A 23,415-nucleotide genomic window follows, 5' to 3' on the forward strand; every position below is an offset into this window, starting at 1 on the left:
CCTTAATACGTGTACCTGCCAATGACATTCTTTACTTTTTCCAGCGCTTGCCTCAGCGAGTCGAGGTCAACGGACCCCAGGGCGAGCCGGATTGCATGTGGCACATGTTCGGATGTCGCAAATGGCTGGGCAGTCGACACGGAGATGTTCTCGCGAACGAGTGACATGGCGACCTGATCCGCACGAACCTCGTCCGCCAGAGGAAGCCAGATGAAGTACGACGCTGGATGGCAGATACGGCGTATTCCGGTCAGGACTTCTCCGGCCATCGACTGACGGGTCATGGCGTCCTGGCGTTTTTCGATTTCGAGCCGTGCGACCGTCCCATCGCCAAGCCAGTTGCAAGCGACCGCGGTCATCACACCGGCCGTGTTCCACGTCGTAGCCCGAATGGCACGCTCGATCTGCGGCACGAATTTATCCGGCGCCGCCACAAATCCAACGCGCAATCCGGTGGCGACGCTCTTCGAGAGGCCCGATACATACACGGTCAACTCGGGCGCAAGCGCCGCTAGCGGAGCCGGCGGATTTTCGACGAGGAAGGCGTAAGCCGCGTCCTCGACAATAAGTACGCCGTGCCTCCGGGCGATCGCCGCGAGGTCGTGCCGCTGTTGGTCCTGCATCACCCACCCGAGCGGATTATGCAATGTCGGCATCGCATAGACAGCGCGAACGGCGCGGCGACTGCACAAGCGCTCTAGCGCCCTGAGATCGGGACCGTTGCCGTCAGCGGGAATGGCAGCAAGTTCGAGGCGCATCGTCTCAGCGAGAAGCTTGAAGCCGGGGTAGGTCAACGCGTCGACTGCGATGACATCACCCGGACGAAACAGGCCCATCGCGATCGCCGTCAACCCATGTTGGGCACCGCTGACAATCAGGACCTGTTCGGCTTCGACAGACAGCCCCCGCGTCAGAAGGTGACGCGCGACAGCCGCACGCTCATGCATTCGTCCTGCGTGCGGTTGATACCGCAGCAACGCTTCGAGATCGCCTGACGAAGCCAACTGCCGCAAGGCGCTTCTCAGCAATTCCGCCTGACCTGGCACGGATGGCGAATTGAAGTTGAGATCAGTCAGGCCCGCAACGCTTGCGTGCTGTTCGATGCCCAGTCCGGGCGGCAGCGAGGTCTCCCTTACGAACGTACCTCGCCCCGTTTCTCCGCTGACCAGCCCCATCGTTTCGAGTTCCGCATACACGCGCGAGGCCGTGACCAGGGCGATTCCCTCCCGCGCTGCCAGCTGGCGATGCGTCGGCAGGCGAGTGCCGGGTGAGAGCCGTCCCGCCCGGATATCTGCAGCAAGGGCGTCGACGAGGGTCTTATAGCGGGGAGTGGCCACAGGCAAATGTATCCATGACAATTATTTGATTGTATTGGTTGTCGTCCCTAAGATGCTGGATATCTCTCGCAATTTTTCGGATCCGCACTGCGCCGGGAGTGAGCCGCAATGGCGAAATTTCCGTGGTCCGCAGCCGCTCCACCCCCCCCATCCGGGTCGCTCAGGAGTCCCTCAGCATGCATATCGCCATACTCACTTTTGACGGTTTCAACGAACTCGACTCGCTCATCGCCCTTGGCATTCTCAACCGGGTCAAGAAGGCAGGATGGCGCGTATCCATCGCGAGTCCAACGAAGCAGGTCCGGTCAATGAACGGGGTCGTTCTCGACTCTCATGTGTCTCTGGCGGAGGCAAGCGCCGCGGATGCCGTGGTCATCGGCAGCGGGATCAAGACCCGCGAGATCGCAGCCGATGCGGCAATCATGGCGCAGCTAAAACTTGATCCTTCAAGACAGCTTCTCGCGGCGCAATGCTCGGGCACGCTCATCCTTGCCAAACTGGGATTACTCGACGGCGTTTCCGCCTGCACAGATCTGACAACGAAACCATGGGTTCAGGAGGCGGGGGTTGAGGTATTGAACCAGCCATTCTTCGTCAGCGGCAACGTCGCGACCGCGGGCGGATGCCTTGCCTCGCAGTACCTCGCCGCATGGATTATTGGCCGGCTTGCCGGTATCGCCGAAGCTGCCAGCGCGGTTCACTACGTCGCCCCTGTAGGCGAAAAGGATGAATACGTTTCGCGTGCAATGCGACACATCGAGCCGTTCATGCAGGACTCGCCAGTAGATCTCAGTCCAGTTTGATGAACGTCGGACCCAAGTCGTGCATGGGCAAGCGGTTTGTGCGTGAGGTCGTCGCTCGCCTTACGCGTATTGCAATGCACGCGATACGAATCAGGAGATTGCCGATATGAAGTCGCAGGTCGATCGGCGGAAGCCTGATGGTTGTGTCGCGATAACCCAAACGAAGCGACAGAATTCATGAATGAGTAGGAAGCCGTACCTTGCCAGAAGAGAATTGCTCCGCTGCAGTTTGTGCCGCCGTCGTTGCGCATCAGGCGGCGATTGGGAATGGCGGTGGCGGCAGCGCCGCCCATTCGTGTCTCGTAGAACCGCTTGCCGACGCGGCGCCCGGCACCGCTACGTTTTTCAATGGCGCTCAACGGCGATCTTCTTGACCATTGATCTGCGCGGTGCAATCAGGCGGTAACCGCTAGAATTGCGGTTTTAGCCCGGAATGCGTCCATGTCTTTTGCCTCGCTTGGCCTGATCGATCCCTTGCTGCGTAATGTGCAGGACCTCAATTACCAGGCACCTACGCCGGTGCAGGCCAAGGCGATTCCTGCTGTGCTCAGCGGCAAGGACGTCATGGCGGCGGCACAGACCGGCACCGGCAAAACGGCGGGTTTTGCGCTGCCGCTGTTGCAACGGCTGGTGCAGCACGGCCCGGCGGTGTCGAGCAACCGCGCGCGTGTTCTGGTGCTGGTGCCCACGCGTGAACTGGCCGAACAGGTGCTGCAAAGCTTTATCGAATACGGCAAAGGCCTCGACTTACGATTTCTGGCCGCCTACGGCGGCGTGAGTATCAACCCGCAGATGATGAAGTTGCGCAAAGGCGTGGATGTGCTCGTCGCCACGCCGGGCCGTTTGCTGGATCTCAACCGCCAGAACGCAGTGCAGTTCGATCAAGTACAAACGCTGGTGCTGGATGAAGCCGACCGTATGCTTGATCTGGGCTTTGCGCGCGAACTCAACGCCGTCTTTGCTGCCTTGCCCGCTCAGCGCCAGACCCTGCTGTTCTCTGCCACGTTTACCGATGATATCCGCGCCATGGCGGCGAGTATTCTGCACGCCCCGGTCAATATCAGCGTCAGTCCGCCCAACGCCACGGCCAGCAGGATCAAGCAGTGGGTGGTGCCGGTGGATAAGAGGAACAAGCCGGACCTCTTCATGCACCTTGTGGCTGAGAACGACTGGACGCACGCGCTGGTGTTCGTCAAAACCCGCAATGGCGTGGATTACCTCGCGGCCATGCTGGATGAAGCGGGCTATGCGGTCGACACCATCCACGGCGACAAACCGCAACCCGCGCGCCTGCGTGCGCTGGAGCGCTTCAAGTCGGGCGAAGTACATATGCTGGTAGCCACCGATGTGGCTGCGCGCGGGCTCGATATCGACGACCTGCCGCTGGTGATCAACGTCGATCTGCCGATCGTGGCGCAAGACTATGTGCACCGTATTGGCCGTACCGGACGCGCGGGCGCCAGCGGCGTGGCGGTGTCCCTTGTGTGTGCCGATGAAGCGCCGCAACTGGCCGCGATTGAAGCGCTGATCCGGCAAACGCTGCCCCGCGAAGAAGAGCCGGGTTTTGAGGCAGAACACCGCGTGCCGCAGACGAGCGCGACGGGCCAGATCATCAAGAAACCCAAAAAGCCCAAGAAGTCCAAAGTGCCGCAAGCTGCGCCGCGTGCCGTGCAGGAGCCGAGCAAAAAAACGCGCCCGCAAAGTGGCGAAAACAAACGCAAGCCTGCGGCGCAACGCGCTGTGGCCGCGGATAAAGGCACAGGCTTGTCCAGCGGTAGTCCATTCAGCGTGCAAAAGCCGCGTAGCAAACCCGCCGGCAGGCCCGTTGCGAGTTCACACAAGCCGGCTGGCAAACCCGCTGGTGGCCGCGGCAAACGCCAACCCTGATCAGTGAGATGAGTAACGCCAGCCGTGGAACAGGCTGGCGGTTTGAGGTTCGCTGGCAGACACCGGTACGGCTTCGGCGTGCATCAGGTTGGCGGGTAGGGGCGCACTCACGCGAGGATCGATGACAACTTCGGAGTCGAACTGACGTTGAAATCGTGCGTAGCGAGTGTCCGATCGAGGTCGACTCTGGCGAAGGTGTCCGCTTCTCACACGCGAGCCGTGGTTTGACCGGCTCATCGTGAACTACTGCTCAGGGTCGCGTGCTGCGGCTCGCAGCCGTGCGAGGGTGAAGCCGCGCATGGCGATTGCATGAGGCGGCACGCGGCCGATATGGGAAGCGTGTTGAACGCCACTGATGAAGAGTCATCGGGTGTGTGTTACACAGCCTGTCGGTTCATCAGCCGGCAGGCGCAGGGCAACCGTCAGTTGTTGGCGACTGCTATGATCGCCGCGGGTTTCGTCACTATCCGTCGGAATGGTGGCACGGGTCCTATGGCGACCGATACTGGGCGGTAATATCTGATGAGCCACGTGCCATCTACGGCCCAGTGGAAGAACAGTGTCTGTAAGGAGCGCGCGGATGATTCAAGGGCATCGCGACAAGCAAGCAACGAACGGATTCACGCCCGTCTGGATGGATATCGCCTTCAAGGAGCGAGGTGTCAAGCGTTACGGCGTGGGCGAATGCAACCCGAGGATCGCGGAGTATAACGAAAGCACTCAATTGGCAGGCTACGACGACAAGATCGCATGGTGTTCGTCATTCCTCAACTGGTGCATGAAGCAATCGGACATTGCCGGAACGCGGTCGGCGTTGGCCCGCTCCTGGCTGACTTGGGGAAATGAGCTCGCCGCCCCTATCTACGGCTGCGTGGCAGTGTTGACTGCCGACGATGCCGTTGAATGGAAGGGGCATGTGGGATTCTTTCTGGGATCAGACGCGCGGAACGTTCACCTGTTCGGAGGCAATCAGCTTGAAGAGGTGCGTGAATTGGCTTATCCGCTAGACCGCGTATTGGCGTATCGCTGGCCGTAGGTGAGGCCCGCATTCCACGCGTCGCGTGAACGGAATCGGCAACGCCGCTAACGGCCACTGCGCCAGCGCATGATCGACGACATGCGCATGGCGGGCATCCACCCGGCTCGGGGCACAAGGTTGGAGCGAGGGAACGTCGTGCAATGCAACCTCAAGAAACGACGCTTATTTCCTGTACCGCGCTTCGTCGAGATCCGCGATCAGCGTGGGTCCTGCCGGGTGCCAATCCAACCGCGCCTGTGTCCACGCGCTCGAAGCGGGCATATCCAGCCCGACGAACATCCCCATCCATCCGAAATGCGCCGCGGCTTCCTCCGGGGCGATCGAAATGGCCGGCAATTCAAGGCCTCGACCCAGTGCCTCGGCGATTTCGCGACTGCTGATGCCTTCCTCGCCGACAGCGTGATAACGCGCGCCCGGTTCGCGCGCCTCCAGGACGAGGCGATAGAGACGCGCGACGTCGGATAGGTGGCCGGCGGGCCAGCGGTTGCTTCCGTCACCGACATAGGCAACTACGCCTTTTTCACGAGCCACGTCGATAAGCGGCCCAATGAGGCCCTGCTTGAACGGATTGTGAACTTGCGGCAGTCGTACCACCGACACGTTGATGCCCTCTTGCAGCAGGGCCTGTCCCGTCAGTTCGGAGACAATGCGCGGATTGGGATGACTGGCGTTGAAGACGTCTTCGGTCGCGGGTTCGCCGTGCTGGCCGCTGCCCATACCGGTCCCCGACGTGATGATCAGCGGTCGATCGGAACCCGCGAGTGCGGCGCCGAGGGCGGTGATCGCGCGCCTGTCCTTCTCGCAATTCTCGGCGAACCGGGTGAAATCGTGGTCGAACGCCGCGTGAATAACGCCGTCTGCCTTTGCGGCGCCGCTGCGCAAGCTTTCCGGTTCATCGAGCGTGCCGCGATGCGGCTCGGCGCCCGCGTCGATGAGCGCTCGCGCTCCCGCGTCCGAGCGCGTCAAACCAATCACCTGATGACCGGCCTGAATGAGTTCGGGAACGAGCGCCGAACCGATGAAGCCAGTCGCACCTGTGAGGAAAATACGCATGGTGAAGCCTCCTTGGTCGTCAGGCATCCACTATCCGATCATTTGTTATCCCGTTAAAGTAGTGATCTCATCATAGTAAAGTGACTAACAGGTTCACTATGTCAGTCAATACCCCCAGCTCGCTTGGAGCTTTTCTGAGAAGCCGCCGGACGCGCCTTGACCCCGCGAGCTTTGGATTGACTGGGCGCAGGCGAACGCCTGGACTACGCCGTGAAGAGGTTGCCCAGCGCGCTAATATCAGCCCGACGTGGTACACATGGCTCGAACAGGGGCGTGGCGGCGCGCCTTCTGCGGAAGTGCTGGAGCGGATCTCCAGTGCCCTGATGCTGACGCTTGCCGAGCGTGAGCATCTTTTCATGCTCGGGCTTGGGCGGCCGCCCGAGGTCCGCTATAACCCCGTCAACACGGTCAATCCTCGGTTGCAGCGACTGCTCGATTCGCTCGACGCCAGTCCGGCGATCATCAAGACCGCTACCTGGGATGTCGTTGCCTGGAACCATGCCGCCGCAGTGGTGCTGACCGATTACGGGACCTTGCCGCCCGGTCAGCGCAATATTCTCCAATTCCTGTTCCGCAATCCCGCCGTCCGTGCGAAGCAGCACGACTGGGAAAGCGTCGCTCGTGTCGTGGTAGGTGCGTTCAGAGCAGATGTGGCTCGCGCCGGTCTCGCGTCCGAGGTCGGCGAGCTGGTTGCCGAATTGCGCGATCTTAGCGCGGAGTTCGACGCGCTGTGGCAGGACAACGAAGTACTTAACCAGAGCGAAGGAGACAGCGTCAAGCGACTTCAGCATCCCACGCTGGGTCCGGTCGAACTGGAGTACTCGGCATTTTCCGTTGACGGCCGACCAGACCTGGGCTTGATCGTCTATACGCCGCTCGATAGTGAAGTCGCCCAGCGAATCAAGGCGCTCGCCGCACGACATCAGCGCGACGCCGTGGCCGAAGATGTGCCGGATGAGGATGTACGGGCTGGATGACTTCGGCGACTGTTCCGGGCCGATTGCGGTTCGACGCGAGGCGCCCTCTGATCGGCCAGCAGCCGCTATGTGTGTGCAAAGCTCGAACTCTTGACTTCGCACACATCGTTGATGGCGGCGGTCTTGTGAATATGCCCCAGAGGAGTAACCCATGCCGTCCGAGCACGCCGATGTCCTGTCCCAGGTACTCAAGCTGATTCGCCTTCGCGGGGACCACGTTTTCCACGGCGAGCTGGGCAGTTCTACCGAGGTGACTTTTCCGCCAGGACCGGCGACGTTTTTGCATTTGCGCACCGGCGAACTGTCAGTGTCTCAACGCAATGGCGCCTCCGTGATGCTGCGCTCAGGCGACTTCGTTCTTTTGCCTCATGCGGATGGACATACGATTCGAAGCGAGCCGGACAGGAAAGCACATCAACGCTTTGAGGCGGCGGTGGACTTTACTCCCAGCAGACAGGCTCAGACGTTCAGATGGGCGGCTGACGACCGAATCGCAGGATCCTTTCTCGCGGGATCATTCTATTTTGACGGGGCGCCGTTACGCTCTTTGCTCACCGGACTTCCCGGGCTGATTCATCTGACATGCGACAAAGTCAGCGAACCCCCTTGGCTGGCCTCCATCTCGCATTTTCTTGACGTGGAATCGCGTAGCGCCGGGCCAGGGTCAGCGCTGATGATCTCGCGGCTCATCGATTTGCTCGTTATCCGCACCTTGCGGATGTGGGTTAGCCGGCAAGGCGATCGGGTCGGCTGGCTGTCCGGACTGAGTGACGAACGCGTCGGCCGTGCGTTGAACGCAATGCATCTGGAACCTAACCGTGCATGGACGGTCTCGGCGCTCGCCGAGACGGCGATGATGTCACGATCGATGTTTTCGGACCGCTTCACGGCGGTGGTGGGACTTCCACCGTTGCGTTATCTGACACGGTGGAGATTGACGATCGCAGCAGACTTGCTACGCGGAGGAACCTTGAAGGTGACCGAAGTGGCCCACGGTGCCGGCTATGGTTCGGAGGCTGCCTTCAGTCGCGCCTTCAAGGAGGAGTTCGGCTATCCACCGCGGGACGCGCATCGAATCGAACAGACAGGGGCCTTTGTCGCGCGAAGTTCGGAACTCCTTTGACAGTCCTTTTCACACCGTTGGCTCGATTCGTCGGTTGAACTGTCATTGTGGCGGTTTCGTTTCAACGGCATTGCGTCAGTGCCCACGCGGGTCGAGCTGCTCCGCTTGTCCGGGTGCGTCGATCGGACGATAGATCATGCAAATCAGACGCCGGGATATGGTCAGTCCAGGGTACGTTCTTTAGAGTGGATAGCCAAGGTCCTCCCGTATCAGAAGAGGAGAAAGGCTCTCACGCACTATGGCTCGGATCTTTCATGCGCAAGTTGCTCACGCGGCTTGCGATAACACTTCTCGTTGCAACACCCGCGCTTGCGTCAGGTGTTTTCGACAATTTCTCTTGTTTCCAAAGGCAGAACCAATATGTCCCGTCTTCAGATACCCGCCACGATCGCAGATGCACCCGCCGCTTCCCAGCCCTTCCTTGAGGCCGTCAACAAGAAACTGGGTGTTGTGCCGAATCTGTTTCGCCTGCTGGCCAACAGCCCTGCAGCGCTCGAGGGCTACCTCGGTCTGGCCGGAGCCTTGGTAAAAGGCGCGCTTCCAGCCCAAACCGGCGAGCGTATCGCTCTCGCCGTCGCCGAAATCAACGGCTGCGACTATTGCATGTCGGCACACAGCTATTTGGGAAGGAACGTGGCGAAGCTCGACGAAGCGGAAATGTCCGCCAATCGAAATGGTGGCTCGAATGATGCAAAGGCCGCCCCTGCCGTGCAGTTCGCCGCGAAGGTCGCGCGTGAGCGTGGCCGCGTTTCCGACGACGATCTGCGCGTCGTCAAGGGGGCTGGCTACACGGATGCGCAGATCGTCGAGATTGTCGTGCACATCGCACTGAGCGTCTTGACCAACTACGCCAACGTCGTTACAAACACGGAGATTGACTTTCCCGTGGTGCGTACACATCAGCATCTGTAAAACGGGACTCGCACGCTTCTCGATATGTGATGCGTTGGCCGAACTGCTCGATTACATCAACGCGTTGGAAGTCAGGCAACCATCCGCAAGCACAGCGCTAGTGCGCGAGCAGTCGTTCATTTCGGCAGGCGGAATCGATCCGCAACCGACGAGCGTCGTCCGCTGCATCGGACGCGCGAACTCACCGCACCGCGCTATATTCACCAGGCCAAATCTATCTCTTCTTCTTACGTTGAGCCCGAACATGAATGTATTCGAGCGCCTCGCGCAAGCGGGCCTAAAATTGCCGTCGCCCATCAAGCCGCTTGGCTCCTATCGAACGGTTTCCGTTTCGGGGAGCCAACTGTATGTATCCGGACTCGGCCCTTTCAAAGACGGCAAGCCAATCGTCGGCATGGTCGGCCGCGATATGTCTCTGGAGCAGGCGCAAGACGCGGCGCGCCTGACGATGCTCATGATCCTGGCCTGTGTCGACGAGGCATGCGGACTCGACAACGTCGGACGATGCAGCCGGCTAACAGTCTACGTGCGTGCAGAACAGTCGTTCGTCCAACATCCGCAAGTGGCCAATGGCGCCAGCGACCTCTTGCTGACGCTGTTTGGGCAAGACAATCTGCCGGCTCGAAGCGCGCTGGGAGTGCATTCGTTGCCAATGGGCATCCCGGTCGAGATCGACAGCATTTTTGAGTTGAAGGGGTGACGGGCGTGGGTCGACCGCGCGAAGATGGTTAAAGTCGATGCGAGCCAGTGTTTCGTTGTTTGACATTGGGAGCGGAACGAATTCTGTGCCCGCCGCCCGCGAGTGCTCATCCGTTTTCAATTTCGACGCGCCAGTCGAATGTGAACGATTGCCTGGATGCTCTTGCGTCTGTCTGGTTGAGAAACAAAATGACTCGTGAAATCGGCATGCTCCGACGGAAGAGTCAAGCGCACGACGAAATACCGACGTAGGGATTCTAAAGATTTCCGATCAGCAGATCGAATGTGCTGGGCCCACTCACCCGGCGGTCGAAGCGTGCATGTCCGGTGTGACTGGTGATGTCCGGGGCGCTGCTGGTTCGACGGGCACGCATTGCCGGTTTTCTCGTTCTGAAAAGACGAAGCACAGCCCCGGATAGAATAGTCGCTATGCAAATGCGGCGTGCTCCACGCGTGCACCACAGTACAACCAGATGCCGTTGACGCGCAGGTAACGCAGCCTTACTGAATCCAGACCCTGCCCACACCTCTTGGACCGTAATTGTGTGTGCTGTTCCTGCTGTGCGCTTCAAACGGCTGGCAGTTTTCCGCCGGCGTATATCGGACGTTGGGTTTCGCTGGCCGACGATCTCAGGTTCGATACGAGCCATCCTGCTCCTTATGATGTCGGAAGCACGAGTAAGAAGTCCCCAGCGGCTTGAACCGGCATTCGGGATTTTGGCGTTATTCGCCGTTTAACTGGCCAGAATGAACTTTTCGCCGTTACGCAGCCAATCCTCTTCCCGGCTTCTGGAACGCCCGTGGTATCCCTACCATGCGACTACCGGCGGTCCCTCATCGACCGCTCGGGGTGACGAAACGCTTCGACACCGATCACGTCCCATAGCTGGCCCGGAATCTGCGCAGTCGTTCGGGGGGAGCGCAATTTTGCGCGGCCCGTTCATTCACCGTCGAGGAATCTCAATGACTGATCCCCGCAACATCGCGCACGATAAGAAAGTGCACCAGGAAAAAAGGCATCACGGCGAAGATGTCGCGCCCGACGCGGATCACGCGCCGCAGCCGGGAAAGAAGCCGCACATCAAGCACGAAGAAACGAAGGGTGAGTCCTCACCCACTGACGAAGCCGGCAGCTAGGCTTCGCCCCCGGGCATGTCCCGGGACCTGCGGGAGTACATCGCATGAGCAAGGAAATCCGCTCCGCCAAGGAGATCCAGCAGTTGATCAACACGAAGCTCGAAGCGGCCGGACTCGGTCCGGCCTATCGCGTCGGCTTGCCCGCGCGGCTTGTGCCAACCGCGCCTGACGGTCACAACTGGCATTTCATCGATGTCTTAACGGGTGGCGTTGAGGAGATGACCGCGGTAACTGCCGCGCTCTCCGACGCACGTCGCCAATACGTCATGGAAGACGCTTAAGCGGAGCGCCAATCCAGCAAACGGAGTCCAGTGAGTATTCGGGTACCGGGTACTCAGCTCCCGTAGAAGTGTCTGGTGCGATATGCGCGGAACCGCACAGAATCGTTCGGTTCGGGCCCATACTCTGTTCGATGCAGCAGACACGTCTCCACCCGACTTCCAAGAGCAGTATTTCTGCAGGTCCTTCACAAGCGCGCGCCACGGACAGTTGGGGATTGCTCGCTCGCAACGCCGGGTCGACATGGGGGTGCCGTGCTGCCCCGCGGAAAGCAGCCTTACGCAGTCAGGTGCCACCGATGCGTCTTCGAACCATCAGATATGCCTTGATTCTTGCCTGCGGGTGCATGGCAGCCGCCGATGCGCTGGCCGCGGATGCTGCCGGCGTCGTCAAGACCGTTAGGGGTACGGTGCAGATCGAGCGGGCTGGAGGAAGTTCGGGTGCGACCATAGGCAGCGAGGTCTACGGCAGCGATCGCATCGTGACAGGCCCGGAATCCTCGGTGGGCATCACCCTGCGGGACACCACCCAACTCTCGGCGGGCGCCAATACCATCCTCGAGCTCAACAAATTCGCCTTCAATACCACGACCCATGAGGGGGCGCTCGACGCCTCCATTAAACGCGGTTCCCTCGCTGTGATTTCCGGGAAGCTGGCGAAGGCGAATCCGGATGCGGTCCGCTTCAGCACGCCGACTACCACGCTGGGCGTGCGCGGCACCGAATTCATCATCGAAGTCGGCGATAAATGAAGGGGAGGGGTACGTTGAAGGCTGCAATTCGACTTCACGGGCTGGCCTTTGCCGCGGCGTGCATCATGCTGCTTTTCCTCGCTGGGTGCGGCACGCCGGACAAAATTATTCTATTGCCGGATCCTGATGGCAAAGTCGGCGCGGTCGTTGTCCACAGCGCCGCCGGAGAGCAGAAAATAGACAAAGCCTACGCCGGGGTCGACGTCACCAGGAGCGGAACCATCGAAAAAACGATGGATAGCCAATCCGCCGTGGAGACGCGATATGGCGAGCTGCTTGCGGCCCGGCCGCCTCGCCCCATGACATTTACGATCTTTTTTCTCTTTGATTCGGCTACCGAACTGGCCCCTGAGTCGACGGCCACGGTTAAACAGCTAAAAGCCGTTCTCGCGACCTGGCCTGCGCCGCAGCTCGTGGTGGTCGGTCATACTGACCTGGCGGGCTCTCATCAATTCAACGACCAGCTTTCCATGCAGCGGGCAAAGACAGTTGCAGCATTCCTGATCAAGCAAGGCATTCCTGCCCAACAGGTGGAGACTGCTGCCCGGGGCAAGCGAGAGCCACTGGTGCCCACCGCAGACGGCGTTCCCAATCGCATGAACCGGCGCGCAGTCATCACACTCCAATGACCCGCGCCCGTCATCGGCGCTAAATGGCCTTTCCGTCGATGAAACGCTTTTTCGACCCATGGCATGCCCGGATCAGGAATCTGCTGAGGGCGGCTCAGGGGCGTCCGGTGGCACTCGTGGTGTTGTTTGGCCTGAGCCTGCTCAATCTGTGCAGCGAATGGCCGAGCGACATAGCGCGTCCCGCGTTCGTGGACACGCTCGACGAGGCGCTTCCCGACTCTTTTAAAACAGCCCGGCAAATTCTATTCGATCAGTATCAGCGTCACTTTCCGCGCCTTCCGACTGCCCAGCCCGTGACCATTGTCGAGATCGATGAGGAGACGCTCGCAACCGTCGGTCAATGGCCCTGGCCGCGAAATCGACTCGCGAGTCTGATCGATGCCATTGCGGCACTGAAACCGCTGGCTATCGGTCTCGACATCTACATGCCGGAGCCGGATCAGACCTCCCCGGACAAGGTCGCCGGCAATCTGCCGAAAACGGCTGCGACTCTCGCCGCCGGCTTACGGGCGCTGCCCAGTCACGAAGCCATCCTCGCCAGATCGTTGCGCGCGGCGCCGACCATCCTGGGTGCCGCGGCGCTCGATCATGCGGGCGTCGCCACCAGCACCGATCTGCGAAGCGCTCCGATTCTCGTGCATGGCGCCGACCCGCTGGACCACGTGCAACGGTTCGACTATGTGCTCGCCAGCCTGCCGGAACTGCAGGCGGCGGCTCACGGACAGGCGATGCTGAGCGTGGCGGTCGAACAAGGCGTAATCCGGCATATTCCCCTCATCATGGGCTTGAGGGAGAAGCTGGTCCCCAGTCTGCCGATTGAAATGCTCCGCCTCGCCACGGGTTCAGCGGCGATCGGCGTCTTTGCCGACACGTCGGGCGTGCAAGCGTTGGGTGTCGCAGACGTGCTGGTGCCCACGCAACCCGGCGGGGACATCTGGTTGCATTTCGCCTCCATTCGGTCGACGCTGAGCCGCTACGTATCGGCCCGCGACGTCCTGCAGGGAACAGTCGATCCGGAACGGATCCGGAGCAAATTGGTGCTGCTCGGATTGACCGGGGCCGGCGTGACTGACATGCGCACGACGGCATTGGGGGAGCTGGTGCCGGGTATTGAAATTCAGGCGCAGGTTATCGAAACGATTTTCGAGGGGCGTTTTCTGCGCCGCCCCACCTGGCTGAAATGGGCAGAATGCGCGTTGATCATGTCGTTCGGGTTGCTGATCATCTGGTATGTGCCGCGCCCCCATTCGCGGTTCGCGCTATTCATAAGAACCCTCCCCAAAGGAGTCACTGCTTTGGGGATATGCCTGCATCTGCTGAACCTTCTGTGCTGCTTCCTTATTTTCATGCGGTTCGGGCTGCTGGTCGATGCGGCCTCGATTTTCATTATCCTGTCCGCGGTGATGGGCTGCTTCCTTTCGCCCGCGCTACTCCGCCTCGACGAACAAACCAGAGCGGAAGCCGTGCGCGCGCCGGAGCGGGAAGGCGACGACAAGCGCGCCGGCAAGGCGCCATGACCCTCAGGTGTATCTACTGATCAGGCTTCGCTTCGCCATGCAAAAGATTCGGCGAGGCGAGCAAACGGGACGAGGGCAGACGGCAGACAGGATGCGCCTGGTTTGGTGAGGTATTGAGCCGAGCTGCCCCGCAAACCTGCATCAAGCCAGGATTAAACTGCCATCGCACAGTCCACACGGCCGTCTCTTTCATACATGGAGTCAGGTGACTCGCCGGGTAGTGCTAGCGGGCCGGAACGGCAAAGGATTCGCCGACCATCTGCTCACTCTTACGCCACAGCGCCTCCGCATTGACAGGGTCGAGCGCATAGCCTCGAACGCCCTCGCTGACAGGTGTAATCACGGCCTCGTCAGGAACAACATCGCTTACGTGGCAGTTCTCGCAGTATCGGCCGCCGACGTCTTCAGCAGACGCGACCACGGCAGCCCATACGGAGGTGGCCGCACCTTGTGGAATGGTCTTGAACTGGAAAGGATCTTTGCCTTCGGACGCCAGTTGTTTGTTAATCGTCTCAACGAACGCGGTCAACTGTTCTTCGCCCATGTGACGTCCCAATTCAGTGTGAATGCCACCTGGATGGACCGCGGCAGCTCGCACGCCGCGAGCTCGATGCCGCCGGTCGAACTCAACCGCGAACAGGATGTTGGCTGTCTTCGACCGTCCATATGCCACGAACGGCTCATACGGCGTACGCTCGAAGTCCGGGTCGTCGAGGTCGACGTGTGCAAACCGATGACCTGACGACGCGAGCATCACGACGCGGCTTCCCGCCGAAAGCAGGGTTGCGAGCCGGTTCACCAGAACGAAATGGCCAAGGTGATTGGTCCCGAACTGGGTCTCGAAACCATCGGCTGTCGTGCCTTTGGGGGTCGCCATGACGCCTGCGTTGGCGATGATGACGTCGAACCGCTTGCCCTCGGCGAGTAACTTGTCGGTACACGCCCGAACGCTGGCCAGACTCGCCAGGTCAAGCTCGATCAGCTCGATACTCCCACCACCTGCAGCCGCTTCTTGCTGCGCGCCGCTGGTTGCGCGTTCCGCCTTGCTCAAATCGCGCGCTGCACCGACAACGGTTGCGCCGCGGGCCGCGAGGGCTCTTGCCGTCTCGACGCCAAGCCCGGCAGATACGCCTGTCACCAGAATTCGCTTGCCGTGAAGCTTGATGCCCGACAGTACGTCGTCGGTTGTTGATGTCGCACCAAAATGTTCGGTCATGCCATCTCTCCGTCACTGTAAGATTGACGCCACCTATGCTACCCGCTAAAACGGAGTTAATCTCCGTTTTATAAATGATAAGCGGAGTATCTCTCCGTTTGCAAGTGCCGATTTGCCCATGACTGATTCCATGCCGAAAGAAAGGAAACCGAGAGCGGACGCTCAGCGTAATCGCGAGCGCATCCTTGAGGTTGCAAAGATGGCTTTCACACACGAAGGCAGCGATATCAGCCTGGATGATGTCGCCCGCCAGGCGGGCGTTGGTCCAGGAACGCTGTATCGCCATTTCCCCACGCGCGAAGCCTTATTGGAGAGCGTGTATCGCGCGGAGGTTGAGCGGCTCGCGCAAGAGCAGCTTCGCCTGACAGACGAGTTGCCCGCACGTGACGCCCTCAGAGAATGGATGCTGCTGTTCGTCGATTACATTGCGACAAAGAAAATCATTGCGCCTGCGCTGAATTCGATAGTGGGTGGGGCGTCGTCCGAACTGTTCGAGTGCTCGGGAAAACAGATCAAGGCGGCAATCCGGACGCTAGTTGACCGAGCGGTTGAGAGTGGAGATGTACGGGCAGATCTCGAGCCACTGGACCTGCTGCGCGCACTGGTTGGCGTATCGAACGTAGCTTCGGCTCCAGACTGGCAACAAAGTGCCAGGAGGCTGGTGCACATACTATTGCTGGGATCCAGGCCAATCGACGGGTAGGCTCTGCCCTGGTGCGAACTCCTAACTCCGAACTCCGAACGAACCTCCTGTTCGGGCGGCATTGCTTTTTGGCCGGGCAGTGTCGACGAACGGTTCGGTGCCGGCACTAGCGCATATCCGGAGACGTGGCTCCCATGGTGTTCTACGCCGAGCATGCGGCGGGTTATTTGCGTGCCTCCGCTGCGAACGCTGGGACTTATCTAAAAGGGCAATTGCATGATGAGCTCGGGACAAGCTGTAGCAGGAATCGACATTGGGGGAGACCGGAAGGGCAATCACCTCGTTATCTTGCGTGGCACCGAGATTGTGTGCAACCTCAGCCAGAAGGCGCCGGAGCATATGCTCGAAATATGCCTCCAATTCGGGGTCGCCGCGGTGGGTATTGACGCACCCTGTCTATGGCGGGCCGGTGACGCTGGAAGGCAAGCAGAGAAGGAACTCGCACGGCGACGAATCTTTTCGTTCGCCACGCCGACTCGTGAGCTGGCCAAGGCCAGCAAAAGCGGGTTTTACGGCTGGATGTTTAACGGCGAGCGTATCTATCAGGCGTTCGCGCCACATTTTCCACTATTCAATAACGAGCGAAAAATTGGCGAACGAGTCTGCTTTGAGACGTTTCCCCATGCAATAACCAGTGCCTTTCTCGGGTCAGAAATCGCATCTGCAAAGCGCAAGCGAACTCAGCGTCGAGAAATTCTCGAAGATGCAGGAATTGAAACGACCTCGTTGAGGTCTATCGACGAAGTGGATGCCACGCTGTGTGCCTTGACGGCGAATTATTTGCTGAAAGGAGAGATCGTGGCGTACGGGGATAAGCTGGGCGGATTCATTGTCGTGCCTGCTGCCACTGGCCGCAAATGGATTTAGGGCAGGCCGGTCTCACCACTGAAGCGGCGCTGGCACGCCTCGTGCGGAAACACTGTCACGGGGCTCATGGCGCCGTCTCGGGTGCGCAAGATGTCGCTCGCGGGCGGCCGCTATGAAGGCATGGCAACCCTATTCAAGGAGGACCGATGCATCTCAAGCTATTCAGCGCAGTGCTGCTGTCAGTGGCAACGTTAGGTTCGACCGGAGCATGGGCGAGCGATATTCAATGTTCGACCACGCGTCAACCGGCTGAGCGCGTCATATGCGACCACGCAATTCTGAACAACGAGTATGACGACATCTTCGCGGAGCAACGGGCTCTGCTGAGTGCCGGGAAGCTGTCGCCCGAGCAAATTGCCCGATGGAGGCAAACGCGGAACGCCTGTACCGACGTCCACTGTATTGACACGGTGTTCTCGCAGTGGAAGGCGGTGGCGAAGTCGGCTAATGCCGCCACGGCGACTGTCTCCGGTCCGGCTGTTGCGTCGGCCACGACGGCGCCAGGCTCGATCGCGCCTATTTCTGATGCCTACGCCCTTGCGTCTGATACCAGTGCTCTTCCTGCATCCCAGGCATTGCCGACATCCGAAGCGTCCTTGGTGCGCCAAGGGAGTGCAGCCGGCGTCGCGCTCCCGCAACCGGTCGCAAGCCAAGCCTCATTACCAACTGTCGCTTCCGCGGCCTCCGGCGCGAGCGAGCCTCGCGGCGTGAGCGGACTGAGTGCCGGTTTGGCGCCTGTCGTCCTCATCGCGATTGCGCTCGGCGCATTCGTCTACCGCCGTAACAAGGCTGTCGGGCGTAGTGGCGAATCACCGAGACGTCCTCGATAAGAACAGGCGCCAAAGCCGGCCCGGTTCAGGCGCTATCAACAAGGCGTTTTGCAAGAACATCAAGAACGACATGACGTCGACTTCGAGCTAACCGGTTTAATCTCCGCATGAACAAAAAAGCGCCGCAGGTTCAACACCTGCGGCGCTTTTTTTGTCAGCTACAACGCGCAGTGCACGCCGTAGCTCGTCATTACATTTACATCGCGACGGTATCTGCCACGTCCTTGAAGTCTTCGATCTGGTCGAAGTTCATGTACTGGTAGATCTTGTCGCCGTTGGCGGTCAGCACGCCCATGTCGGCCATGTATTCCTCTTTGGTCGGAATCTTGCCCAGACGCGAGCAGATTGCCGCCAGTTCGGCCGAGCCGAGGTACACGTTCGTATTCTTGCCCAGACGGTTCGGGAAGTTACGGGTCGACGTGGACATGACCGTCGCGCCTTCGCGCACCTGTGCCTGGTTGCCCATGCACAGCGAGCAGCCCGGCATTTCGGTGCGAGCACCGGCCGTGCCGAACACGCCGTAGTGGCCTTCTTCGGTCAACTGCTTCTGGTCCATCTTGGTCGGCGGCGCGACCCACAGCTTGACCGGAATGTCGCGCTTGCCTTCCAGCAGCTTCGACGCGGCACGGAAGTGACCGATGTTGGTCATGCAGGAGCCGATGAACACTTCGTCGATCTTCGCACCGGCCACGTCGGACAGCGTCTTCACGTCGTCCGGGTCGTTCGGGCAGGCGACGATCGGCTCATGGATGTCGGCGAGGTCGATCTCGATCACGGCTGCGTACTCGGCGTCCGCGTCCGGCGACAGCAGTTGCGGGTCGGCGAGCCATGCTTCCATTGCCTTGATGCGGCGTTGCAGGCTGCGCGGGTCCTGGTAGCCCTGCGCGATCATCCACTTGAGCAGCGTGACGTTGCTGTTCAGGTACTCGATGATCGGCTCCTTGTTCAGGTGCACCGTGCAGCCGGCAGCCGAACGCTCCGCGGATGCGTCCGACAGTTCGAACGCCTGCTCCACCTTCAGATCGGGCAGACCTTCGATTTCGAGCACGCGGCCCGAGAAAATGTTCTTCTTGCCTTGCTTGGCAACCGTCAGCATGCCTTGCTTGATCGCGTACAGCGGAATCGCGTTGACGAGGTCACGCAGGGTGACGCCCGGCTGCATCTTGCCCTTGAAGCGAACCAGCACCGATTCCGGCATGTCCAGCGGCATCGTGCCGGTGGCGGCCGCAAAGGCAACCAGGCCCGAACCCGCCGGGAAGCTGATGCCGATCGGGAAGCGCGTGTGCGAGTCGCCGCCGGTGCCGACGGTGTCGGGCAGCAGCATGCGGTTCAGCCACGAGTGGATCACGCCGTCGCCGGGGCGCAGCGCGATGCCGCCACGGTTGCTGATGAAGTTCGGCAGCGTCTGGTGCGTTTTCACGTCGACCGGCTTCGGATACGCGGCGGTGTGGCAGAACGACTGCATGACGAGGTCGGCGGAGAAGCCGAGGCACGCCAGGTCTTTCAGTTCGTCGCGGGTCATTGGGCCCGTGGTGTCCTGCGAGCCGACCGACGTCATCTTCGGTTCGCAGTAGGTGCCCGGACGCACGCCCTGGCCTTCCGGCAGGCCGCACGCACGGCCGACCATCTTCTGTGCGAGCGAGAAACCCTTGCCGGTGTTGGCCGGCTGCTGCGGCAGGCGGAACAGGGTGGACGGAGCCAGGCCGAGCGCTTCACGCGCCTTGGCCGTCAGGCCACGACCGATGATGAGCGGAATGCGGCCACCGGCGCGGACCTCGTCGAACAGCACGTCGGACTTGACCTGGAATTCGGCGATCACCGCGCCGTTCTTCAGTGCCTTGCCTTCGTAGGGACGCAGTTCGACCACGTCACCCATTTCCATTTGCGACACGTCGAGTTCGATCGGCAGCGCGCCCGCGTCTTCCATGGTGTTATAGAAGATCGGAGCGATCTTGCCGCCGAGGCACACGCCGCCGAAGCGCTTGTTCGGTATGAAGGGGATGTCTTCGCCCGTGAACCACAGCACCGAGTTGGTGGCCGACTTGCGCGAGGAGCCGGTGCCAACCACGTCGCCGACATAGGCGACCAGATGGCCTTTTTCTTTCAACGATTCGATGAACTTGATCGGGCCGCGCTTGCCGTCTTCCTCCGGCGTGATGCCGGGACGGGCGTTCTTCAGCATCGCCAGCGCGTGCAGCGGGATGTCCGGGCGGGTGGTGGCGTCCGGCGCCGGCGAGAGGTCGTCCGTGTTGGTTTCGCCCGTCACCTTGAACACGGTGATGGTCAGGCTTTGCGGCACTTCCGGACGGCTCGTGAACCATTCGGCGTCGGCCCAGCTTTGCAACACGGCCTTCGCGTTGGCGTTGCCCTTGTCGGCCAGTTCCTTGACGTCGTGGAACGCGTCGAACATCAGCAGGGTTTTCTTCAGCGCTTCTGCGGCAACGGTGCCCACTTCGGCGTCCGACAGAAGTTCGATCAGCGGCTGGATGTTGTAGCCACCCAGCATGGTGCCGAGCAGTTCCGTGGCGCGGGCGCGCGAGATCAGCGCGCAAGCGGCCTCGCCCTTGGCGACGGCGGCGAGGAAGCCGGCCTTCACGCGGGCCGCTTCGTCGACGCCGGCGGGCACGCGGTTGGTGATCAGGTCGAGCAGGGTTTGCTCTTCTCCTGCGGGCGGGTTGGCGAGGAGTTCCACCAGCTCGGCGGTCTGCTGGGCGGTCAGCGGCAGGGGAGGAATACCGAGCGCGGCGCGTGCGGCCGCGTGAGCGCGAAAGTTTTCAAGCATGAAAGAACCTGCGGATGTTGGCGTTTCAGGGGACGGCTTCCCGGCCCGCCGTGGCTGTGCCGGGTAGTGCTTGGGTGCAATTTTAAAGGGGTAGGCGTCCGGGGTCAAACATCTTATATCTTATATAAGAGTCGGGCGTCCAGAAACGGGCATTTGAAGGGCCGGGAGATGGGGCATTACGACGCGCGGGCCTTGAAATCCGGTGATTGGATCCGCGCTCTACGGTATGCCGCGTGGGTGGCGTGGGGCAAGCAGCGCGCACCGAAGATTGCGGCGGCAAACAACGTCGATCTGCTATGGGTCGGCGCGAACATGGATGTCAACACGCAAATCTCGCAGATGAACGGCATCATTGCCGAGAACGACGACATGGCGATTGGTGCGTCTCAGGCGCTCAAGGCGAAGGGGCTTGACGGCAAGATCGTGGTAGCGGGCACCGACGGCATTGGCGGCATCGGCGACATCAAGGACGGCATGCGCGAGGTTCAGAGCGGCACAATGGTCGGCACCAGCCTGCAGAATGCCGCGCTCGAGATGGGCGAAGCGGTCCAGGTCGCGGTGGACTATCTGCAAGGCAGGCCTGATCTCAAGAGTGGTGATCTGACCGCCCAGTGACAATTCAAGTCGTCGCGCTGCGAAGCGATTCGCAGCGCGAGTGCTATCGATAAGGCAGAGCATTTGGCTCTACGGCAATAGCTGGGTCCGCCGATATCGTTGCTATAAATGCGGATAGCTTTTCAATGGAACAGGACGGAATACCGGACAGCAGGCGCGGTTGGCCGCGCCGTTGAATCTTGCGGCCATAGCGGCCTGAACCTTTTCAATCGTTTCCATGGCGGGCTCCGCTGTTGACGTCGTTCAGGCAAACTCAGAACGCGTCCCAGCCTTCGCTGTGGGCAGCCGTTGCGCTGGCACCTGCCAGAGAAGGCACTGTGGCCGGCCGGGCCGGCGTTGCGGCCTTCCTTGTCGCCGGTCGCGCCGCGCGGGTGGCCGGGAGGTTTGACGGACTGGCAGATCCGCCCGTTGCATGCGTAGCGGTCTGGGCGTCCAGACGGAAGAATGAAATCGCCTGGTTCAATTGCCGCCCCTGATCCTCGAGTGATTTCGACGCGGCCGCCGCTTCTTCCACCAGTGCGGCGTTCTGCTGCGTGACCTCGTCCATTTGCGTGATCGCCTGATTGACCTGCTCGATGCCCCGACTCTGTTCGGTCGACGCGGCGGCGATCTCGCCCATGATGTCGGTCACGCGCGCCACGGCCTGCGTGACCTCAGACATCGTCTTTCCCGCCTGATTCGCCAGCGACGAGCCATTCTGGATCTTCTGCACGGAGGCGTTGATCAGATCCTTGATTTCCTTTGCCGCGCCGGACGAGCGCTGGGCAAGGCTGCGCACTTCGCTTGCGACCACCGCGAAGCCGCGTCCCTGCTCGCCCGCGCGGGCTGCTTCCACCGCCGCGTTCAACGCGAGGATGTTGGTCTGGAAAGCGATCCCTTCAATGATTCCCGTGATATCCGCGATCTTGGTGGAACTCGTGCTGATCTCGCCCATCGTATCGACGACCTGACTGACAACCTCGTTGCCCCGTCCCGCCACTTCGGAAGCATTGGCCGAGAGTGAGCTGGCCTGCTGCGCGTTTTCGGCATTCTGCTTCACCGTTGCCGTCAGCTCTTCCATGCTCGCGGCGGTTTCCTGCAGCGACGCGGCCTGCTGTTCCGTGCGGGAAGAAAGATCGACGTTGCCAGATGCGATCTGACCCGAACCGGTGGCAATGCTGTCCGCGGAGGCGCGAACCTGGCCGATCAGGCGAACGAGGCTTGCCTGCATCTCGCCCATTGAGGCGAGCACGCTCCCGGCAGGCGCATTCTGCGCCCCCGGAACGGGGCTCAGATCCCCGCCCGCCACGCGCTGGGTGACTTCACCCAGCGCGGCGGGCTCGGCGCCGAGAGCCCGCGTCAAACTGCGGGTAATCAACACACCCGCCAGCGCCGCAGCCAAGGCCGCCGCGAGGCAGATCGCGACGATCACATTCCGTTGACTGGCATAGTGCTCAGCCGCTTCCTTGACCAACTGCGACTCACGGCTACTGGTGTAATCCGCATAAGCCTTCGTCGCCTTGACCAATGCGGCGAGCAGGGGCCGGCATTCGTCATTCATCTTGGCAATGGCTGCGTCCCGCTTGCCGTTCAGGGCAAGCTCCACGATAGCCAGCGCAACCGGTCCGTAGAGCGATTCGACCCGATTGATCTCCGCCACGAACTCGCGCGCCTGCGGGCTCACGTCGCTGGCAGTGGCGATCATTTCGTTAAGCCTTCGAAGGTGGGTCGCGACGTCTTCGTGGGCTTGCGTCACCGCGGCTTTTTCAACCGCCAGATCCTCCGGTTTTGTCACCAGCACGAGATTACGGGCGGCGACGGCGCGTCGATCAACCGCGGTCCGAACGCTCACGACTGCGTCTTCGCGGGCGTTCGCGCCCGATATGTAAGCTGAAAACCGGTCGTTTGAATCGCTCAACGCCTTTAATGAGAGGCCCGAGACGACAAGAACCAGCGCGGCTAATACGCCGAACGCCCACGCGAGCCGGGCCTTCACTGACAGCTGATTAAGGTTCATGTTTCGATTCCATTGAAAGCGTAATGACGACGATGGCGGAGCGCTGTTGCGTTATCGCCCTGGAGGATGCTGGAATGCGGCCTTGTTCCTGTTGAACGGACGAATCAGTCACCCGCATCAGGTACAACGGCGATGGGACCGACATGCTGAAGGGCGGAGCTTCCCCAAGGGGCGGCTCGCAAACGTTGGCGCGCTATTGAATTTCTTTATGAGAGAAGCATCTTGTTAGGCTCGCAGGCGACGGCAGTGAGCGAGTCGCTTTT

General features: G+C 60.8%; 21 protein-coding genes. 16 read left to right on the forward strand and 5 right to left on the reverse strand.

Annotated elements, in window-relative coordinates:
• Nucleotides 1–2: 2 nt before the first annotated feature.
• Complete coding sequence (locus CJU94_RS35420) at nt 3–1,337, reverse strand: aminotransferase-like domain-containing protein (protein ID WP_095423293.1); 1,335 nt, start codon at nt 1,335–1,337, stop codon at nt 3–5.
• A 176-nt stretch (nt 1,338–1,513) separates the two neighbouring features.
• On the opposite strand from CJU94_RS35420, the gene CJU94_RS35425 reads away from it, so the two are divergent.
• From CJU94_RS35425 to CJU94_RS35440, 3 genes are all read left to right on the forward strand, one after another.
• The gene (locus tag CJU94_RS35425; protein ID WP_095423294.1) at nt 1,514–2,140 is read left to right on the forward strand and encodes a DJ-1/PfpI family protein; all 627 of its coding nucleotides are present in this window, start codon (nt 1,514–1,516) and stop codon (nt 2,138–2,140) included.
• 441 nt (nt 2,141–2,581) lie between these two features.
• Nucleotides 2,582–4,027, forward strand: coding sequence for a DEAD/DEAH box helicase (locus tag CJU94_RS35430; RefSeq protein ID WP_095423295.1), 1,446 nt, complete (start codon nt 2,582–2,584; stop codon nt 4,025–4,027).
• 580 nt (nt 4,028–4,607) lie between these two features.
• Entirely contained in the window at nt 4,608–5,063 is a 456-nt protein-coding gene (locus tag CJU94_RS35440) for a TIGR02594 family protein (RefSeq protein ID WP_095423296.1), read from the forward strand.
• A gap of 165 nt (nt 5,064–5,228) precedes the next feature.
• On the opposite strand, the gene CJU94_RS35445 is transcribed toward CJU94_RS35440, so the two are convergent.
• A complete protein-coding gene (locus tag CJU94_RS35445; protein ID WP_095423297.1) occupies nt 5,229–6,119 on the reverse strand; it encodes an SDR family oxidoreductase in 891 nt (296 codons plus the stop codon).
• A gap of 98 nt (nt 6,120–6,217) precedes the next feature.
• Between CJU94_RS35445 and CJU94_RS35450 the strand changes: the two genes are divergently transcribed.
• The 9 genes from CJU94_RS35450 to CJU94_RS35490 all read left to right on the forward strand — a co-directional run bounded on the left by CJU94_RS35450 (nt 6,218) and on the right by CJU94_RS35490 (nt 14,143).
• Nucleotides 6,218–7,096 (forward strand): helix-turn-helix transcriptional regulator, encoded by an 879-nt coding sequence (locus CJU94_RS35450; protein WP_095423298.1) that lies wholly within the window; start codon nt 6,218–6,220, stop codon nt 7,094–7,096.
• A 151-nt stretch (nt 7,097–7,247) separates the two neighbouring features.
• Nucleotides 7,248–8,219 carry an AraC family transcriptional regulator gene (locus tag CJU94_RS35455; RefSeq protein ID WP_095423299.1) on the forward strand — a complete coding sequence of 324 codons (972 nt, stop codon included), beginning with the start codon at nt 7,248–7,250 and terminating at the stop codon, nt 8,217–8,219.
• A 360-nt stretch (nt 8,220–8,579) separates the two neighbouring features.
• The gene (locus CJU94_RS35460; protein WP_095423300.1) at nt 8,580–9,131 is read left to right on the forward strand and encodes a carboxymuconolactone decarboxylase family protein; all 552 of its coding nucleotides are present in this window, start codon (nt 8,580–8,582) and stop codon (nt 9,129–9,131) included.
• Nucleotides 9,132–9,375: 244 nt separating this feature from the next.
• A complete protein-coding gene (locus CJU94_RS35465) occupies nt 9,376–9,831 on the forward strand; it encodes a RidA family protein (protein WP_095423426.1) in 456 nt (151 codons plus the stop codon).
• Between the two features lie 962 nt (nt 9,832–10,793).
• The gene (locus CJU94_RS41505) at nt 10,794–10,967 is read left to right on the forward strand and encodes a hypothetical protein (protein ID WP_095423301.1); all 174 of its coding nucleotides are present in this window, start codon (nt 10,794–10,796) and stop codon (nt 10,965–10,967) included.
• A 44-nt stretch (nt 10,968–11,011) separates the two neighbouring features.
• Entirely contained in the window at nt 11,012–11,248 is a 237-nt protein-coding gene (locus CJU94_RS35475) for a hypothetical protein (RefSeq protein ID WP_095423302.1), read from the forward strand.
• 296 nt (nt 11,249–11,544) lie between these two features.
• On the forward strand, nt 11,545–11,997 hold the full coding sequence (locus CJU94_RS35480) for a FecR family protein (RefSeq protein ID WP_095423303.1): 453 nt from the start codon (nt 11,545–11,547) through the stop codon (nt 11,995–11,997).
• A 14-nt stretch (nt 11,998–12,011) separates the two neighbouring features.
• The gene (locus tag CJU94_RS35485) at nt 12,012–12,626 is read left to right on the forward strand and encodes an OmpA family protein (protein ID WP_244221120.1); all 615 of its coding nucleotides are present in this window, start codon (nt 12,012–12,014) and stop codon (nt 12,624–12,626) included.
• 38 nt (nt 12,627–12,664) lie between these two features.
• Nucleotides 12,665–14,143, forward strand: coding sequence for a CHASE2 domain-containing protein (locus CJU94_RS35490; protein ID WP_095423428.1), 1,479 nt, complete (start codon nt 12,665–12,667; stop codon nt 14,141–14,143).
• Nucleotides 14,144–14,366: 223 nt separating this feature from the next.
• On the opposite strand, the gene CJU94_RS35495 is transcribed toward CJU94_RS35490, so the two are convergent.
• The gene (locus CJU94_RS35495; RefSeq protein ID WP_095423304.1) at nt 14,367–15,359 is read right to left on the reverse strand and encodes an SDR family NAD(P)-dependent oxidoreductase; all 993 of its coding nucleotides are present in this window, start codon (nt 15,357–15,359) and stop codon (nt 14,367–14,369) included.
• A gap of 118 nt (nt 15,360–15,477) precedes the next feature.
• Between CJU94_RS35495 and CJU94_RS35500 the strand changes: the two genes are divergently transcribed.
• The 3 genes from CJU94_RS35500 to CJU94_RS35510 all read left to right on the forward strand — a co-directional run bounded on the left by CJU94_RS35500 (nt 15,478) and on the right by CJU94_RS35510 (nt 17,759).
• On the forward strand, nt 15,478–16,062 hold the full coding sequence (locus CJU94_RS35500) for a TetR/AcrR family transcriptional regulator (protein WP_095423305.1): 585 nt from the start codon (nt 15,478–15,480) through the stop codon (nt 16,060–16,062).
• A 219-nt stretch (nt 16,063–16,281) separates the two neighbouring features.
• On the forward strand, nt 16,282–16,929 hold the full coding sequence (locus CJU94_RS35505) for a DUF429 domain-containing protein (RefSeq protein ID WP_095423429.1): 648 nt from the start codon (nt 16,282–16,284) through the stop codon (nt 16,927–16,929).
• Nucleotides 16,930–17,075: 146 nt separating this feature from the next.
• Nucleotides 17,076–17,759 (forward strand): hypothetical protein, encoded by a 684-nt coding sequence (locus CJU94_RS35510; RefSeq protein ID WP_095423306.1) that lies wholly within the window; start codon nt 17,076–17,078, stop codon nt 17,757–17,759.
• 196 nt (nt 17,760–17,955) lie between these two features.
• Here the strand turns inward: CJU94_RS35510 and acnB are convergent, their stop codons facing one another.
• Nucleotides 17,956–20,541, reverse strand: coding sequence for a bifunctional aconitate hydratase 2/2-methylisocitrate dehydratase (acnB, locus tag CJU94_RS35515; RefSeq protein WP_095423307.1), 2,586 nt, complete (start codon nt 20,539–20,541; stop codon nt 17,956–17,958).
• A gap of 192 nt (nt 20,542–20,733) precedes the next feature.
• On the opposite strand from acnB, the gene CJU94_RS35520 reads away from it, so the two are divergent.
• Nucleotides 20,734–21,156 (forward strand): substrate-binding domain-containing protein, encoded by a 423-nt coding sequence (locus CJU94_RS35520; protein ID WP_157763855.1) that lies wholly within the window; start codon nt 20,734–20,736, stop codon nt 21,154–21,156.
• A 253-nt stretch (nt 21,157–21,409) separates the two neighbouring features.
• Here the strand turns inward: CJU94_RS35520 and CJU94_RS35525 are convergent, their stop codons facing one another.
• The gene (locus CJU94_RS35525; protein ID WP_095423309.1) at nt 21,410–23,152 is read right to left on the reverse strand and encodes a methyl-accepting chemotaxis protein; all 1,743 of its coding nucleotides are present in this window, start codon (nt 23,150–23,152) and stop codon (nt 21,410–21,412) included.
• Between the last annotated feature and the right edge of the window lie 263 nt (nt 23,153–23,415).

This window comes from Paraburkholderia aromaticivorans (assembly GCF_002278075.1).
In the GTDB taxonomy this organism is placed as follows: domain Bacteria; phylum Pseudomonadota; class Gammaproteobacteria; order Burkholderiales; family Burkholderiaceae; genus Paraburkholderia; species Paraburkholderia aromaticivorans.